The sequence below is a fragment of the Candidatus Defluviilinea gracilis genome (assembly GCA_016716235.1).
In the GTDB taxonomy this organism is placed as follows: domain Bacteria; phylum Chloroflexota; class Anaerolineae; order Anaerolineales; family Villigracilaceae; genus Defluviilinea; species Defluviilinea gracilis.
The window spans coordinates 136,569-153,859 of sequence record JADJWS010000007.1 but is presented as its reverse complement, the minus strand read 5'-3'; the positions used below and the strand labels follow the sequence as shown (position 1 = coordinate 153,859).

The 17,291-nt window shown below is 53.9% G+C and carries 17 protein-coding genes; 7 read left to right on the top strand and 10 right to left on the bottom strand.

Features of this window, described 5'->3' with window-relative positions:
* The first annotated feature begins 46 nt into the window (after positions 1 to 46).
* From lysW to IPM31_18705, 7 genes are all read left to right on the top strand, one after another.
* Positions 47 to 217 carry a lysine biosynthesis protein LysW gene (gene lysW, locus IPM31_18735; protein ID MBK9009010.1) on the top strand — a complete coding sequence of 57 codons (171 nt, stop codon included), beginning with the start codon at positions 47 to 49 and terminating at the stop codon, positions 215 to 217.
* An 88-nt stretch (positions 218 to 305) separates the two neighbouring features.
* Complete coding sequence (gene lysX / locus IPM31_18730; protein ID MBK9009009.1) at positions 306 to 1,172, top strand: lysine biosynthesis protein LysX; 867 nt, start codon at positions 306 to 308, stop codon at positions 1,170 to 1,172.
* A gap of 225 nt (positions 1,173 to 1,397) precedes the next feature.
* Positions 1,398 to 2,354: an ornithine carbamoyltransferase gene (gene argF, locus IPM31_18725; GenBank protein MBK9009008.1), complete on the top strand. Its 957-nt coding sequence runs from the start codon at positions 1,398 to 1,400 to the stop codon at positions 2,352 to 2,354.
* A 67-nt stretch (positions 2,355 to 2,421) separates the two neighbouring features.
* Positions 2,422 to 3,456, top strand: a complete 1,035-nt coding sequence (locus IPM31_18720; protein MBK9009007.1) for an N-acetyl-gamma-glutamyl-phosphate reductase — start codon at positions 2,422 to 2,424, stop codon at positions 3,454 to 3,456.
* 159 nt (positions 3,457 to 3,615) lie between these two features.
* Positions 3,616 to 4,419: a [LysW]-aminoadipate kinase gene (locus tag IPM31_18715; GenBank protein ID MBK9009006.1), complete on the top strand. Its 804-nt coding sequence runs from the start codon at positions 3,616 to 3,618 to the stop codon at positions 4,417 to 4,419.
* Positions 4,416 to 5,597: an aspartate aminotransferase family protein gene (locus tag IPM31_18710; protein ID MBK9009005.1), complete on the top strand. Its 1,182-nt coding sequence runs from the start codon at positions 4,416 to 4,418 to the stop codon at positions 5,595 to 5,597. Before IPM31_18715 ends, IPM31_18710 begins: the two co-directional genes overlap by 4 nt.
* Positions 5,598 to 5,781: 184 nt before the next feature.
* Positions 5,782 to 6,858: a [LysW]-lysine hydrolase gene (locus tag IPM31_18705; protein ID MBK9009004.1), complete on the top strand. Its 1,077-nt coding sequence runs from the start codon at positions 5,782 to 5,784 to the stop codon at positions 6,856 to 6,858.
* 188 nt (positions 6,859 to 7,046) lie between these two features.
* Here the strand turns inward: IPM31_18705 and IPM31_18700 are convergent, their stop codons facing one another.
* The 10 genes from IPM31_18700 to IPM31_18655 all read right to left on the bottom strand — a co-directional run bounded on the left by IPM31_18700 (position 7,047) and on the right by IPM31_18655 (position 17,203).
* Positions 7,047 to 7,745 carry a hypothetical protein gene (locus IPM31_18700; GenBank protein ID MBK9009003.1) on the bottom strand — a complete coding sequence of 233 codons (699 nt, stop codon included), beginning with the start codon at positions 7,743 to 7,745 and terminating at the stop codon, positions 7,047 to 7,049.
* 55 nt (positions 7,746 to 7,800) lie between these two features.
* Positions 7,801 to 9,279, bottom strand: coding sequence for a glutamate--tRNA ligase (locus IPM31_18695; protein ID MBK9009002.1), 1,479 nt, complete (start codon positions 9,277 to 9,279; stop codon positions 7,801 to 7,803).
* 99 nt (positions 9,280 to 9,378) lie between these two features.
* Entirely contained in the window at positions 9,379 to 10,506 is a 1,128-nt protein-coding gene (locus IPM31_18690; protein MBK9009001.1) for a rod shape-determining protein RodA, read from the bottom strand.
* Between the two features lie 125 nt (positions 10,507 to 10,631).
* Positions 10,632 to 10,901, bottom strand: a complete 270-nt coding sequence (minE, locus tag IPM31_18685) for a cell division topological specificity factor MinE (GenBank protein ID MBK9009000.1) — start codon at positions 10,899 to 10,901, stop codon at positions 10,632 to 10,634.
* Position 10,902: 1 nt separating this feature from the next.
* Complete coding sequence (gene minD, locus IPM31_18680) at positions 10,903 to 11,700, bottom strand: septum site-determining protein MinD (GenBank protein ID MBK9008999.1); 798 nt, start codon at positions 11,698 to 11,700, stop codon at positions 10,903 to 10,905.
* A gap of 16 nt (positions 11,701 to 11,716) precedes the next feature.
* A complete protein-coding gene (minC, locus tag IPM31_18675) occupies positions 11,717 to 12,400 on the bottom strand; it encodes a septum site-determining protein MinC (GenBank protein ID MBK9008998.1) in 684 nt (227 codons plus the stop codon).
* Between the two features lie 47 nt (positions 12,401 to 12,447).
* Positions 12,448 to 14,724 carry a hypothetical protein gene (locus tag IPM31_18670; protein ID MBK9008997.1) on the bottom strand — a complete coding sequence of 759 codons (2,277 nt, stop codon included), beginning with the start codon at positions 14,722 to 14,724 and terminating at the stop codon, positions 12,448 to 12,450.
* Positions 14,721 to 15,221 (bottom strand): hypothetical protein, encoded by a 501-nt coding sequence (locus IPM31_18665; GenBank protein MBK9008996.1) that lies wholly within the window; start codon positions 15,219 to 15,221, stop codon positions 14,721 to 14,723. Before IPM31_18665 ends, IPM31_18670 begins: the two co-directional genes overlap by 4 nt.
* A gap of 2 nt (positions 15,222 to 15,223) precedes the next feature.
* Positions 15,224 to 16,063 carry a rod shape-determining protein MreC gene (mreC, locus tag IPM31_18660; GenBank protein ID MBK9008995.1) on the bottom strand — a complete coding sequence of 280 codons (840 nt, stop codon included), beginning with the start codon at positions 16,061 to 16,063 and terminating at the stop codon, positions 15,224 to 15,226.
* A 93-nt stretch (positions 16,064 to 16,156) separates the two neighbouring features.
* Entirely contained in the window at positions 16,157 to 17,203 is a 1,047-nt protein-coding gene (locus IPM31_18655) for a rod shape-determining protein (GenBank protein ID MBK9008994.1), read from the bottom strand.
* Positions 17,204 to 17,291 lie beyond the last annotated feature (88 nt).

Here is a 17,291-nt window from a genome sequence, read left to right as displayed (position 1 = left end):
AATCTGCATTTTAAAATCATCGTTTGAAAACAAGGAGAAAAAAATCATGTCTACAATTGTTTGCCCCGAATGTGAAGCCCAGGTGGAGTTAGCCGCTGGAACGGAAGTCGGCGAAATTTTGGTCTGTTCAGATTGCGGCGTGGATTTGGAAGTGACCGCGTTGGAGCCTGCGGCGGTGCAACTGGCGCCCATGGAACAGGAAGATTGGGGAGAATAAAAATGTGGAATGCAGAATGAGGAATGAAGAATTTTTTATTCCGCATTCTGCATTCTTTATTCAGCATTGAGGTCTTATGCAGAGACGATTGAAAGTTGGCGTTTTATATTCGCGGGTGCGCGTGGAAGAGAAGTGGATCTTCGGCGCATTGGAAAAACGCGGCATTGATTATGACCGCCTGGATGATCGCGCGATCCATTTCGATTTGGACGACGCGAAGCCGTGGCGGCAATATGACGCGGTACTGGAACGAAGCATCAGTTACAACAGCGGATTGTATGCCCTGCGTTTGTTGAACGCATTTGGCGTGCCGACGGTGAACACGGCTTCGGTGGCTGAAATTTGCGGCGACAAGTTGATGACGAGCGCGGCGCTGGCAAGAGACGGCGTTCCGCAACCGCATAACGCGACGGCGTTCACAACCGAAGCGGCGTTGGAAGCGATTGAAGCGTTTGGTTATCCTGTGGTGTTGAAACCTGTGGTCGGGTCGTGGGGGCGGTTGCTGGCGAAGGTCAATGACCGCGACGCGGCGGAGGCGGTGCTGGAACATAAATCCACGCTGGGGTCGGTGCAACATTCCGTTTTTTATATTCAGGAATATATCGCCAAGCCTGGGCGCGACATCCGCGCGATTGTGATCGGCGATAAAGTGTTGACGGCGATGTATCGCAAGTCGGAGCATTGGATCACGAACACGGCGCGTGGCGGCGAAGGCGAGTTGTGTCCCATCACGCCTGAGATCGAAGAGTTATGCTTGCGCGCGGCGAAATCTGTGGGCGGCGGCGTGCTAGCTGTGGATTTGGTCGAACACCCCGAAAAGGGACTCGTGGTGAATGAGATCAATCACACGATGGAGTTCCATACGATGCAACCCGTGAGCGGCATTGATATCGCGGGCGAGATTGTGGAGTACACGGTGAAGGTGGTAACGGATTGTGATAAACGGACTTTATAACGGATTCACGGACAAGAACGGACTTGGTCAACGGACTCTAAAGCGGATAAACGGATGTTGGCAATAGACCTTGTTCCCTCCGTTTTAATCCGCTATTCTGTAAAAGAGTTTGTAGGGCGGGTTTTTAACCCGCCATTCATCGAAATAGAGAAGATGTCAGGCTAAAAGCCTGACCTACGGTTGGCTTCGTGTTTATGTTTAGGAGCAATTATGGATGTTCAAGAGATGCAGATGACGGTAAGCCCAAAGTTGATGATGAAGAAGGATTTTTTGCATATCGCCGATTCTTCTGCGGAGGAGTTGCAGGATTTATTAGACCTGGCAGCGGCTTTGAAGAAGGAATATTTCAACGGAGGCAATGCGCCTTTATTGAAAGGCAAAGCGTTGGCGATGGTGTTTCAAAAACCCAGTTTGCGGACGCGCGTTTCATTCGAGATGGCGATGCAACATTTGGGCGGTCACGCCCTGTATCTTTCGCCCGCGGAGATCGGACTCGGTCAGCGCGAATCAATTGCGGATGTGGCGCGGGTGTTATCGGGTTATGTGCAGGGCATCATGGCGCGAGTCTTTTCGCATGAGCATCTGGTCGAGTTGGCGCGTTGGGCGAGCGTTCCCGTCATCAACGGCTTGAGCGATTACAACCATCCATGCCAGGCGTTGGCGGATGCGTTGACCATTCAGGAAAAATTCGGTAAAGCCAAAGGCTTGAACGTCGCATATGTTGGCGATGGAAATAACGTCGCGGTTTCGTTGATGCACGTCTGCGCGAAACTTGGCTGGCATTTTTCAATTGCAAATCCGATTGGGTATGAAATTTCAATGGACGCAATTGACGTCGCCAAACAAATCGCGTTTGAGAGCGGCGCGGACATTTCGTTTTACAATAATCCGCATGAGGCTGTCAAAGATGCGAATGTGATTTATACTGACACATGGACGAGCATGGGTCAGGAAGAAGAAACCATTCAGCGCGAAAAAATCTTTTCGTCCTTTCAAGTCAATCGTCAGTTGGTGAATGAAGCGAAGCAAGACGCAATTGTCATGCACTGTTTGCCCGCGCATCGCAATCACGAATTGACCGATGATGTCGCGGACGGTTTGCAGTCCGTAATTTTTCCGCAGGCGCATAATCGCTTGCACGCGCAGAAAGCGATTCTGGCGCGGCTGTTTGGAGTGGCTTGATGAGTAACGGATAGTTAACGGATAAGCGGATACTAAACGGATTTACAGATAAACGGAGAAATTATTGATGGTTACAGTTTCGATACTTGGCGGTTCGGGGTATGGCGGCGGCGAGTTATTAAGATTGCTGCTGGGTCATCCGAACGTTGAAATTAAACAAGTCACATCGCGTTCGCGGGTGGGCGAGTATGTGTATCAGACGCATCCCAATTTGAGGAAGCGGACGCAATTGAAATTCAGCGATCCAGCGCAGTTGGAATCTGTTGACGTTTTGTTTTTGGCGCAACCGCATGGTCAGGCGCAGAAAAATATCGAAGCGTATGCAAAACTTGGGACGAAGATCATTGATCTCTCGGCAGATTTCCGTTTGCGCGATGAAAAATTTTACGAGCAATGGTACGGCGAAAAACATGCCGCGCCCGAATGGTTGGGCAAGTTTGTGTACGGCTTGCCCGAACTGCATCGCGCGAAGATGGCGAACGCAAATTACATCAGCGGCGTGGGCTGTAACGCCACCGCGAGCAATCTCGCATTGCTTCCTTTAATCAAAGCGGATTTGCTGGATTTGTCCTCTCCAATTTTTATTGAAATCAAAGTCGGTTCATCCGAAGGCGGCGCGGAGGGCAATTCTGGTTCGCTTCACGCGGAACGCGCCAATGTGATTCGCACGTTCTCGGCGTTCGGGCATCGTCACACGGCGGAAGTGATTCAGGAAATGGGAGTGAAAAATATCTCATTGACGATGACTGCTGTGGACTTGGTGCGCGGCGTGTTGGCGACGGCTCACGCCACGGTGAAGGCTGGTACGGCGACAAAGGATTTGTGGAAAGCCTACAGAGCGGTGGCGAACGAAAATCCGTTTATTCGCGTGGTTAAGGAACAGCGCGGTATTTATCGCGTGCCTGAGCCGAAGATTTTGGCTGGCTCAAATTACGCCGATCTGGGTTTTGAATTAGATGAGAGCAACGGTCATATTGTGGCGATGTCCGCGATTGATAATTTGATGAAGGGCGCGTCTGGTTCGGCGGTGCAGTGTCTGAACTTGATGATGGGTTGGGATGAGACTCTGGGGTTGGAGTTTATGGGGTTGCATCCGATTTAATAAGACCTCGCTGGTTGAGTAGGCGGCGTGGTTTTCGCCGCCGTATCGAAACCAGCTATTAAAAGTAAAAATGAAATTACATAATGTGATCTCGATACGTTCCTCGCTTTGCTCGGAACTCTCGACCACCGTTTGAAATGGAGAACAATGACCGATTCGATCACAGTTGTAAAACTTGGCGGCACGGAAGGCGTGGATTTTTCCGCGATCTGCGCCGATGCAAAGGAATTATTAGCGCAAGGTCAGCGACTCGTCTTTGTGCATGGCGGCTCTGCGGAAGCGAACGCGTTGGGCGAAGGGCTGGGCGCTCCGCCGAAGATGATTACTTCGCCTTCGGGTTACACCTCGCGGTACACCGATCGAAAAACGCTCGAAATATTTTTGATGGCGGTGAATGGTAAGGTCAATTCGTTGTTGACGGAGCAATTGCAGATGCTGGGAGTCAACGCTTTTGGGCTATGCGGACTCGACGGCAAGTTAATGCAGGCGACGCGCAAGGAATCCGTTCAAAGCATTGAAAACGGCAAAAGAAAGATTATCCGCGATGATTACACGGGAAAGATAGAAACGATTAACAGCGAATTATTGTTGATGTTATTGAACGCTGGCTATCTGCCAGTGATTGCGCCTGTGGCGGTCAGCGAAAAAGGTGAGGCGTTGAACGTGGATGCAGACCGCGCGGCGGCGATGGTCGCATCCGCGCTCAAAGCGGAGAGTCTGTTGTTGTTGACGGCAGTGCCTGGACTGATGAAAAATTTTCCAGATGAATCAACGCTCATTCGGCTCCTGCCGCAGAATCAACTTGCGGCGGCGAGTGAAGCGGCGCAGGGTCGCATGAAGAAAAAAGTGTTAGGCGCGGAAGAAGCGCTCAAAGGCGGCGTGAGTCGCGTCATCATCGCGGACGGTCGCATTCAAAATCCAATCTCAAATGCTTTGGCAGGAAATGGAACAGTGATTCAATGAACAGTAACGAAATTCTTGAAATCGAAAATAAATATACATCGGGGACATACGCAAAGCAATCGTTAGTGATCGTGCGCGGACAAGGCGCTTCGTTGTTTGATGCGGATGGCAAAGAATATTTGGATTGCTCGTCGGGGCACGGCGTCGCCAATCTCGGCCATGCCCACCCGAAAGTTGCGGAGGCGCTCTACAAGCAGGCGAATACGCTGATCACTTTATTTGAGTCGTTCCCGAACGATCAACGCGCAATGGTGATGCAAAAATTGACTTCGTTGGTGGCGGGCTTGGAGCGAGTCTTTTTATGCAACTCTGGGACCGAATCGGTGGAAGCGGCGTTCAAGTTTTCGCGTATTTCCACTGGGCGAAAAAATATCGTGGCGGCGATGCGCGCCTTTCATGGAAGAACGTATGGTTCTTTATCCGCGACGTACAATAAAAAATATCGCGAAGGGTTTGAACCGCTTGTGCCTGGCTTTAGTCATGTGGCGTATAACAATATCGAAGCGTTGGATAAAGCGGTGAACGAAGAAACGGCGGCGGTGATTTTGGAAGTGGTGCAAGGCGAAGGCGGCGTGTATCCTGCCAATGCCGAATATGTGCAAGCCGCGCGAAGAATTTGCGATGAACGCGGCGCGTTGTTGATCGTGGATGAAATTCAAACGGGCTTTGGGCGCACGGGAAAATTTTTTGCGATTGAACATTTTGGAATCACACCAGACTTGTTATGTTGCGCCAAATCGTTGGCGGGCGGCGTGCCGATGGGCGCGGTGTTGATCGGGAAGAATGTGAAGAACTTAACGCCAGGCGTGCATGGCTCGACCTTTGGTGGCAATCCGCTTTCGTGCGCGGCGGCAAACGCGGCGTTGGATGTGATCAAGGAAGAAGATTTGGCGGGTCAGGCGGAGGCGAAGGGGAAATATCTGATGGAGAAGTTGAAGACGATTCAATCGCCGAACATCCGCGAAGTGCGCGGACTGGGTTTGATGGTGGGGATCGAGATGAAGCAGAAAGTCGCGCCGTATATCAAGGCTCTGCAAGAAGCGAACATCATCGCGTTGAATGCGGGTATGACGGTTATCCGTTTACTGCCGCCGCTGGTGATCACGTATGAGCAGTTGGATCATTTGGTGGATACGTTGACCGAGGTGCTGGCGATGACGATGGATGATGGACAATAGACAATGGTCAACGGATTGTAAAGCGGATAAGCGGATTTCTATAAACGGACTTTGACACGGACTCGCGGACAAAAACGGATTTGGTAACGGATTACAAAACGGGTAAACGGATGGAAAGCGGATTTGGCAACGGATTACAAAACGGATAAACGGATGGAAAGCGGATTTGGCAACGGATAAACGGATGAGTAACTTTGATACGTTAGTTGGTTTGGTTTCACAATACAGCCCTTCAGGGAGCGAGCGGCGGGCTGTGGAATGGCTGGTCCAGCGGATGAAGTCGCTGGGCTATGATGACGCTTTTATAGATGAAGCGGGCAATGCGGTTGGCGTGATGGGGAAAGGAGAAAAGCAAGTTGTTCTGCTTGGGCATATTGATACGGTGCCTGGGGAAATTAAAGTTGACCTCATTCCGCCCTCATCCCCAACCCTTCTCCCACAAGGAGAAGGGAGTCTGTACGGACGCGGCTCTGTGGACGCGAAAGGTCCGCTGGCGTGTTTTGTGGATGCAGTTGCAAATGTGGGAGCGCAAGAGGGCTGGCAATTTGTGGTGATTGGCGCGGTGGAAGAGGAAAGAGATTCGGAAGGGGCTCGTTTTGTCGTCAATCAATACAAGCCAGATTTTGCAATCATCGGCGAGCCGAACCATTGGGATCGAATCGCGTTGGGATATAAAGGGAGCGCGTGGGCGAATGTGGTCGTCAAACGCGAGCAGGCGCATACCGCCAGCGGCGAAGAGACTGCGGCAGAAGCGGCTGTGGACGTGTGGTTAAAAATCAAAGCGTATGTGCAGGGATTTAATGAAGATAAGAAAAGAGTCTTTGATCAGTTGTTATTAACTTTGCGCGGCGTGGATTCGAGTCAGGATGGCTTCGAGCAGAAAGCGACACTGAGAGTAGGTGTCCGCTTGCCTGTGGAAGTTGCGCCAGAGGATTGGTATCAGAAATTAGAAGAGATCGTCGAAGGCGTGGTTGTTGAAAGAACGGGTTTCGCCATCCCCGCGTGGGGATGTGAGAAAAACACTCCGCTGGTACGAAGCTTCTTAAGCGGAATCAGGTCGCAGGGCGGAGAGCCGCGCTTCGTTTACAAAACAGGGACTGCCGATTTGAACATCGTCGCGCCTGTGTGGAAATGTCCAGCGGTGGTGTATGGTCCAGGCGATTCGAGTTTGGATCACACGTCGAACGAGCATATCGAGTTGGAAGAGTATGCGCGGGCGGTAGAGGTACTTACATACACGTTGCGCAAGCTTATACATTGATGTTACGCGCCGTCCCATAGGTTTTCTTACAAACCTTGACTCGTCTGACTAAACCTGCGGGACGTTCTCCATAAATTATGTTACACAGAAATAAAAATTCCGCGCCGAAACCATCAGCGCGGAATTTCACTTTCCACTCTCTACTCTCTACTCTCTACTTTCCACTTTCTACGTACACCCCACCTCCCCTATTTCTTCGCCATCGCAGAGATCGCCTGCAATAACGCATTCCCAACGACCTGACCCGATTGCTGGCGGTGGGAACTTTGCCCGAGCGGTCCAGCCGCCATGAGAGCGCTGAGACCCGCTTGCAGATTGTCCTGTCCTTGATTCTTCGCGTTCATGAACGCCATGCCTGCATTAAGCAAGTCGCCCGCGTCGATGCCGCTGTCTTGTTGTTGTGGCTGTTGTGATTGAGTCACCGCGCCGAGGAGCGAACCGAGCAAATCCGCGCCGCCGCCCATTTGTTGTTGAGCGGGTTGACCTCCGCCGAGAAGCGACTGCACCAACATCATCGCGTTGTCTGGGTTGACAGACTTCTGTCCCTTGAATTGTTGCGCGGCTTGAGCGAGCCCTTGCGCGTACACTTGCGACGATCCGCTGGTGGCGTGCTGTTGAAGATACTGGCTCGCGTTGCTCAGTTGTTGCGAAGGTGACGCGCCTTTCTGCTCGCCCATCACCTGTGTAAGCATGTTGAACATCTGCACCATGTTGTCGCCATGGTTGCCGTTCTGCGCGTCTGCTTGATTCAACGCTCCTTGATTCGCCGCAAGCGCTTTCGCCGCCACGCCGAATAACGCGGACAGGTCCGCGCCGCCTTTTGCTGACGATTTCGCCGCGTTACTTGGAACTCTTGCCTTCCGTGTTGCTCCCGATTTTTGCGCCATGAGAAAAATTCCTTTCTGTGAATTGATATTCAAGAGTATAACAGCAAACGTTCGGTTACATTCGCTCTAAAATTCCAATCGCGTTTTGCAACCGCGACAACACTTTTTCGCGCCCGATGATCTCCATGCTCTCGAACAACGGCGGGCTGACCTTTTGCCCCGTCACGGCGACGCGCAATATGCCGAAGACTTGATTCGCGTTCAACCCCGCCGACTCAACGTACGCGCGCATCGGCGGCTCGGCAGTCTGATGCGACACGTCGGGCATTGCGGACAGAATCTCCAAACACTTCTTTGCGATCTCAGCGGACTGCTTCGCATCGAGTCCTTTCGCGATCAACTCATCGGGATTCGGCAATACTTCCTCTTTGAAGAAGAAACTCGCAAACGCGAGACAATCATCCAACGTGACGAGTCGCTCGCGGATGAGCGGCGTGATCTTGACCAGCGCGTCATTCTGGACATCCAAGCCTGCCGCGACAAAATACGGCTTGATCCGCGCCGACAGGTCTTCGGTCGTCAACAAGCGGATGTGAGTCCCATTGAAATGATCCAGTTTTTGAAAATTGATCGCCGCGGGCGAGGGAGTCAACGTGTCTATGCTGAAGCGTTGGATCATCTGGTCAAGAGACATCACATCGTCCTCGGCGACGCCCCACCCCATCAACGCGATCCAATTCAACACGCCCTCGGGTGTGTAGCCTAAATCTTTCATATCGTCAACGAAGACTGTACGGCCGTCCTTCATAACATCGGCATTGTCTCGCTTGCTCATCTTCCCTTTGCCGCTCGGTTTGAGAAAAATTGATAAGTGAATCCAAACGGGTTCATCCCACCCAAACGCGCGGACGATGTTCACATGAAGCGGAAACGTCGAGAGCCATTCCGATCCGCGCAAGACGTGGGTAATTTCCATTTCGTGGTCGTCCACCATCGCGGCGAGATGATACGTGGGCAGACCGTCTGACTTCAAGATAATCGTATCGTCGAGATATTTATTCTCGGTCACAATGTCGCCGCGCAGGTGATCATGCGCGATGGTAGAACCTACATGTTCCATCTTGAAACGGATCACATATTTCTCCCCATTGGCAATGCGCTTCGCGGCGTCGCCGGGATCGATCGCGCGGCACAATCCATCATAGAGGACACGATCTACTTTGCGGGCTTCCTGCTCCTTGCGCGATTGTTCGAGCCGCTCGGGCGAACAGAAGCAGGGATACGCCGATCCTTTTTGCACAAGTTCGTTCGCGCGTTGTTGATAGAGGTCGCGCCGCTCGGTTTGGCGATACGGGCCGAAGGTCCCGCCATGAAGCGGGCTTTCGTCGGGAGTGAGGCCGAGCCAATCGAGGCTCCGCATAATTTCATCTTCCGAACCTTCAACAAATCGTTTCCGGTCGGTATCTTCGAGGCGCAAGATGAACTGCCCGCCCGTTTTACGCGCGAGCAAATAATCGAAGAGCGCGGTGCGCGCGCTTCCGAGATGAAATCTCCCAGTTGGCGATGGCGCCATGCGTGTGCGTGCTGGTTTCAAAATAATCCTCCAAACGACCCCCACCCCAGCCCAGCCCTCCCCCAAAATCCGACGAACCCCAGTCGGATTTTGGGGGAGGGTGCCGAAGGCGGGAGGGGGTCAAAATTCCAATTGCCTGAACCGCATGGCAACGCTTTCCACAAGCCCGATTCCGAGCATCAATGAAGTGAGACCGCTGCCGCCGTAACTAATGAACGGAAGCGGCAAGCCCGAGACGGGCACGATGTTCAAGTTTACCCCAATGTTGACCATGCCTTGAAAAAAGATCAAGATCGCCACGCCGTAAGCGATATTCATGCCCGCCACATCTCTGGCTTTTTGCGCGGCGCGCAAACACCTCCAAATGACCAACATGATAATGACAATGACCAACAGCGCGCCAACAAACCCAAACTCCTCCGAGATCGCCGAGAAAATAAAATCGGTATGACGCACTTTCAAGAAGCGCAACTGAGTCTGCGTGCCGTGACCATACCCTTGACCGGTCACGCCGCCCGAGCCGATCGCAATGAGCGCCTGTGACACGTTATAGGTCGCGCCGAACGTGGCGTCCTCTTCCGGGAGGATGAAATTCGCGATGCGATCCTGTTGATATTCCTGCAAGAACGGAATGCGGATTCCTGCGGCGGTCAAACCTACAATAGCGATAAAGGAGATCGTCCCAACCGCCCCCACCATAATGACATGCTTCACTTCCATGCCGTTCAGCCACAACAATGCGCCAAGAATGACGCTCAACACCACAACATTGCTGAGATTCGGCTGGAGCAGGATCAACCCAATTATGCCGGATGCCCATACCACCGCCCCGATCAACCAGCGCAGGTCGCGCGGCTGATTTTGAGTCGCCTGAAAGTAACGCGCCAATACAAGGATCGCCACGATCTTGGCAAACTCTGTCGGTTGCAGGAATAACACGCCTACCTGAAACCAACGCTGCGCGCCAAAAGCGGTTTGACCGAAACCGGTCAAGGTGACGAGAAACAGCAAAATGACGAGATACATGGGACGATACAGCGCCATCCAATAACGGTAGTCGATCGCGGCAACAACGAAGATCAGGACCAAGCCCGCCAGAGCGAAATAAATCTGGCGATTAATGAGCGGAAGCAATACTTCATTCCCCGCCACCGCGGATCGGATCATCGTGGTGCCGAAGGCCGTGGCAAGCACCACCGCGCCCAACAGCCAGAAGTCAAAGTAGCGCCATGAAATATTTTTTAGCATGCGTGGGAAGTCTTACAAAGTGCGTTTCTCTGTTCCAGCGGCAGTAGAACTGCCGCTGGAACCATTGACTTGTTCACAACCTACTTGTTCGCGCCGCAGTTGAACGGCGGCGCGAACACCATAGATTATTTCGTCTTTCGTGTTTTACGCCGCGCGGCTTTGAGCGGAATATCCGCCACAAGCCGTTGCGAGCGCCCATCATGCTCCACGCCGATCTGCATGGCTTTCGCGTCAATTTGCACGTGGCGGCTGATGGCGGCGATCAAATCATCCCGAAGCGCATCCAACTCAGCAGGCGTCAGATCCGTGCGGTCGTGAATCAGCACCAGTTGCAGGCGCTCTTTCGCGCTATCGGCGCTGGTTTTTTTTCCGAAGAATCGATCGAAGAATCCCATGTCACTTCCTCCCCGTCAACCGCTGGATGCGCTCCCAGAGGCTGCCTTGAGATTCCAAATCAAGGAATGGAACGGTTTCGCCCTTCAACCGTTTCGCAATATTGCGAAACGCCTGCCCCGCCCGGCTTTTCGGGTCGTACGCAACCGGCGCGCCACGATTGGAAGCAATGACCACGTTTTCATCTTCCGGCACAATGCCGATCAATTCAACCGCGAGCAAATCGAGCACATCCTCGGGCGAGAGCATATCTTTGCTTTTGACGAGCGCGGGATTCAACCGATTCAGGATGAGCGCCGCGGGTCCTTTTTCCTCCGACTCGAGGATGCCGATCACTCGATCTGCATCGCGTACCGCGCTGACCTCGGGGTTGGTCACCACGAGGACGCGGTCCGCGGCGGCGATGGCATTGCGAAATCCGCGCTCGATGCCGGCGGGCGAATCGATCAACACAAAATCAAAATCGGATCGCAACTCTTTTACCACCCGCACCATATCGCTGGCGGAAACGGCGTTTTTATCGCGCGTCTGAGCCGCCGGGATGAGGTACAAGTCGGGCAATTTCTTATCGCGGATCATCGCCTGTTTCAAGCGGCAACGCCCTTCGACCACATCCACCAAATCATACACGATGCGATTTTCCAAGCCGAGGATCACATCCAAATTGCGCAAGCCGATATCGCCGTCAAGACAAACCACTTTCGACTTCTCCGCCGCAAGCGCGACGGCAAGGTTGGCAGTGGCGGTGGTCTTCCCCACCCCGCCTTTCCCAGATGTAAGCGTAATGACTTTTGCAGGCATGTAGTTTTCCTATGGCTTATTTAGCTGACCAAAGTTCAGCGTGGATTTTTCCATCTTGATGGATGCGCGCCATCTCGGGCTGTTGAGTTTCGCTCGGCTCCAATGCGGCATACGATTCACCGGCAATGCGCGCTTGAGTTGGCGAAAGGTCGAGGGCGCAGATCACCGAGGCGGCATTGCCCTTTACCCCCGCATGAACCATCCCTCGCAAGCGACCCCAGACGATGACGCTTCCTCCGGCAACGATCTCCGCGCCGGGGTTCACATCGCCAAGCACCACCACATGTCCGGGATATTCAACACGGGCGCCGGAACGGAGCGTTTTATTCAAAAATAGCGAAGCCTCTTCGCCGGCATTTTCCGGGGCAAACGCCCTTGAATCTTCAGGCCGCGGCTTTGCGATTCGAGTTGCCAAACCGAGCAACTGCGCCGTTTTCTCTGTGGTCGGCGATTCACTGATAACCGCCCAGAGGAAGATGCCTCGCTCAGAAAGTTGATCGCGCAATTCCGCAAGATCGTCCACCTTCAACACTTGTGTCGCAACATCCAGCGCAAGGCGCGCGCCGTGAAAGAATGCGGGCTGAGAATCCACCTGGGTAAGCAACGCGGAACGCTGTTCATCCCACGGAGCGTCATCAATCGAAACGAGCAGTCCGTCGCGTATACCTTTGATCTGAAGAAGCGTTGTGGTGTCTTCCATGCGTTGTATCGATTGCGAAATTATAGCATGAAGTATTCGTTGAAGTTTTAATCGCCCCGCGCAAGGTCTATGGCTTTCAGTTCGAAGTATGCCTGCAACACGCGCGCCACGATCGGCGCGGCAACCGAACCGCCTTCGCCGCCGTTGTAGGCAAACGCAAGGACGATGATCTCCGGGTCGTCGAAGGGCGCGTATGAAAGCGTCCAGGCATGGGTGGGCCAGCGTCCAAAACGACAGCGGTCCAACACCCGGGCGACATCATCGCAGTATTCCGCCGTGCCGGTCTTGCCTGCCACCGCGATCGGTATCGGATAGAATTCTGTGAACACCCGGTGCAACGTGCCAAGCGGGTCTTCGGTTACCGCCATGCGCGTGCCAGTGCGAACCGCTTCGATGGTGGCTGGCAGGATGGTCTTCGTATTTCCGGTGAGGTCGCAATACCCTGCCTCGCAGCTCCATTCATTGATGATCGGTTCCACGGTCACATCCCATTTTATGTTTGGGGTAAATGGCGAGATCTGATAACTCCCGGCGGGCGGCAAGGGGAAAATCTTTGTTTCGTCCGCCATATTCACCCAAACCACGCGCTCGCGGCCATCGGCATCGGTCGTTGTCCGCTGTTCGTAAATGAAGAAAGTTTCGGGGTCGAACCACAACGGGACAACATGGCCTTCCCCGTCTTGCACTTCGCGGACGAGTGTGGGCTGCATGAGTTTGCCGCGGTTGGCGATCGTGGCGCCGGACATCAAAACTTGTAATGGCGTGCCCAGCACATACCCCTGCCCCACACTGGCGATGTACGTGTCGCCTGTGGACCAGTTTTCCCCGGTGTTGATGCGTTTCCACTGCGGGGATGGGACGAGTCCATCTTCCTCGCCGGGCAGTTGGATGCCGGAGCGGGCGCCATACCCCAACGCCCGGGCGTATTCGCCGAGACGGAAGATGCCGAGCCCCTCTTTGATCTCATCCTCAAACCCTCCACCGAGCTTATAAAAGCACACGTTACTCGAATAGGCGATACATCTGAAAAAGTCGAGCGAACCGAACCCGGCTTCATTGATCACGCCGTTGCGTTCATAGTTCCAATCCACAAATGGGCGTGAGTTGCGGTCGGTGCACGGGTCGGTGGGGCGAAACCGTTCGCACAATAACAACCGCCCAGGAGTTTCAACGATTTGACCAACCTGGATAACGCCTTCATTGAACGCGCCCGTGGCTGTGGAAAGTTTGAACGTGGAGCCCGGCGCCAACTCGGCAGAGATGGCATTGTTCACAAGAGGATGGCGCGGATCTTGCGCCAACTGCTCGTAGTAATAACCCGGTATAAAGCGGGCAAATCGGTTGTTTTCATAGGTGGGGTACGATACCATAGCAAGGATCTCCCCGGTCTTCGGGTTCATGGCAATCACCACGCCGCTGGAGATAAGGTGGGTCGCATCCAAACGAGTGTTCCAAAAATTGATCTCATCGATCAGCGAGGCTTCGGCGACCTTTTGCAGACGCGTGTCGATGGTCAGGGTCACGTTATACCCCGGCGTGGGAGGGATGGGCGGCTCGAGGTTGCGCAATTCTTCGCCAGCCACATCTTCTTGAATGACGCGCAGTCCGTTTTTTCCGAGCAGGATGTCATCCATGGATGTTTCAATGCCGGCGTACCCGATCTTATCGCGGTTGGCTACAAATCCGCGGGCTTCATATGCCGATTGAAAGGCGGCAGAGATTGGCCCGAGGAAGCCGACGACATTGGCGGTCAGCGAACCCGTCGGATAGTCTCGCACCGGCTCGATCTCCAACGAGACGCCGGGCCAATCGACCGAACGTTCGCGCACGATACGGGCAAGCTCTTCCCCGATATTGCAACTGATCTTGACCGGCACAAACGGCGCAATGGAATCGCCCAGCGCGACCATGTCTGCAATGCTGGGTCCCGGCACGCAAGCCGAGAACAACTTGGCGTTTTCCAGCGATTCATCGGTGACCGGACCGCCCGCCGGCACGCCCGTCAGTTCGGAAACTTCGCGATAAATCCTTTGTATGTCACCCTCATCGTCCGGCAAACCCGCCGGGGTGATGATCACATTATACGAAGCGATATTACGCGCCAAAATATAACCGTTGCGGTCATAGATGATCCCGCGCTGAGCCGGCACGCTGACCTCAGCCACATAATTTTCGACCGCCTGGTCGAGCCACTCCTGTCCGCTAAAAATTTGCAGAGACACAAGCCGCATAATGATCGTTGCAAGAACGAAGGCGATCACGCCATAGATCAGTAACAACCGCCAGGGCTGTGTTTGGAATTTATTCTCAGATTGATTACTCATTCAAACTCCGGGGCTGGGTACATCCAACGAGCAAGGTCGCGCATCACCGCGTAGACAGGGATGGCAAGAAGCATATTCAACAGGATACTCGGCAGGGTCAACAACCCCAACGTATCGAGAATGGGCAACGCTGTGCCGTTCAAGCGCAAAGCGCCCAACGAGACAATGTGTAAAAACAATGTGCCTAGAAAGGTGATTCCGAACATTGCCAGCAAAGGCGCCTGCCAAACGCGGCGTTGAAGGAGTCGCGCCAGAGTTACAACCAGAAGATAAGCGGCGAGCGGAACAAGGATCGGAATTCCCGAGACAAACCCAACCATCAACCCTGCCGAGATCGCCCAATGCCAGGCGGTATCCACGCCTTCTTGCAGCGCCCATGCCGCAAGGATCACCAGCGGCAGGTCGGCATGACCGGACAATAACGGAATGCGGCTCACAAGGGAAGATTGCAAGACAACCGCCAAAAGGATGATGGGAATCGCAAGAAGGTCGCGCATGGTTATGGAGTCGGGAAAAGGGGACCGATATCCACCGGGGTAAAGTTTACGATCACCAAAATAATTTGGAGGCGGTTAAAGTCCACCACCGGCTGGACCGTGGCTTGTTGAAATAAATCGAAATCGCGGGCGCGGATGTTGACCACCTGTCCGACGATCAAGTCCGGAGGATATCCGCCTCCCAGCCCCGAGGTGAGGACAAGATCGCCTGCCTCGACGTTTGTTTCCTGCGAGATCAATTCCAGTTCGAGGTCGCCGGTGACAGAGCCAACAAGCGAGGCGTCGGTCTCCGCGTTTTCCAATCTCACATTCACGTTCGAGGCCGGGTCGGTAATCAGTTGCACGCGCGCCGCGTTGGCAATCACCGCATCTACGCGCCCAACCAGCCCCTGGTCGGTGACGACCGGCATGCCGCGCAGGATCCCATCATTTGAACCGCGGTTGATGATCACATAATGCAAAAACGGACTCGGGTCGCGCCCAATCACCTCGGCGGCTTTGTAGGTATTGTCCGGGTTGGCGCGCGAAAAATCGACCAGCGCGGCGAGAATCTCTGTTTCGCCAACCTGTTGCTGGAGCTGGATCACCTGCGCTTGCAATTCAGAAACCTCCGCTTCGAGTTCCGCATTACGCTGGCGCAGAGAGGCGACATCGCGCGGCGCGGTCAAAAACTCCTGCACTGCGATAAAACGAGAGGAGAACCACGTCTGTAAATTGACCAGCGACCCTGTGAACACGTTCGATGCGGAGCTGAAATATCCCCCCAGCGCAAGCGCGATCACCCCGCCCACGACCAGAAAGATGATCGTTGTCTGAAGCGCGCGCGAAAAATTATTTCTCATTTTATTTCTTAGATCTTATCGGTAACAAGTCAAAACCTATGCTGGATGCTGATAAACGCAGATTTTTCTTTTTTGAAGATGAATTTTCACCCGTTACGCGCTGTGCCGGGTGCTGCCGCGCTCCAGCCCAACAAGATAACGGCTCAACTTATCGAAATCATCGAACACCATGCCAGCGCCGCGCGCCACACATGTGAGCGGGTCTTCGGCGACCCATACGCGCAACTTCACTTCATCCGTCAGGCGGTCCGCAAGCCCTTGCAAGAGCCCGCCTCCACCGGCAAGGCAGATACCGGCATCCATCAGATCGGCAACGATCTCCGGAGGAATTTCATCCAACGCGTCGCGGATCGTATCGATAATTACCTGCACCGACCCTGCCAGCGCCTCGCGCATCTCCACCGATGAAACTTCGATGCTTTCCGGCAAACCGGTCACCAGATTCCGTCCGCGCACTTCCATCGTTTTCTCCGGCTGAAGCGGATACGCCGAACCGATCTTCCATTTGATCTGCTCCGCAACCCCTTCACCGATGAGCAGGTTATATTTATTTCGCAAATACTGCACAATATCCTGGTCCATCTCATCGCCAGCCACGCGCAACGAACGGGAGGCGACCACGCCGCTCATAGACATCACAGCCACTTCTGTCGTTCCGCCGCCGATATCCACCACCATACTGCCGCGAATTTCACCCATGGGCAAACCAGCCCCCAATGCCGCGGCGATCGGTTCCTCGATCATATATGCCGCGCGCGCGCCAGACGCCATCACCGCGTCATACACGGCGCGTTTTTCCACTTCCGTCACGCCGGTGGGAATTCCCACTACCACGCGCGGGCGCGGAAGCGGCACAATATTTTGCTCGTGAACCCTGCCAATGAAGTATTCCAACATCACCTGGGTAATATCGAAGTCGGCGATCACGCCATCGCGCAACGGGCGCACAACCGCCACATTGCTCGGCGTGCGACCCATCATTTCCTTCGCCTCCAAACCGATGGCAAGCGGCTGACGCAAGCGCTTATCAATCGTCACCCAGGAAGGTTCGTTGATGACAATTCCCTTGCCGCGCACGTTCACCAACGTGTTCGCAGTCCCCAAATCGATCGCAATATCCAGTGAAAATAAGCCCAACAGCCAATTAACCGGGTTGAACGCCAAGGCAGGCTCCTCGATAGCAATTCTTCATACTTGTCGAAGTATTATACCTAACAATCATCAACAT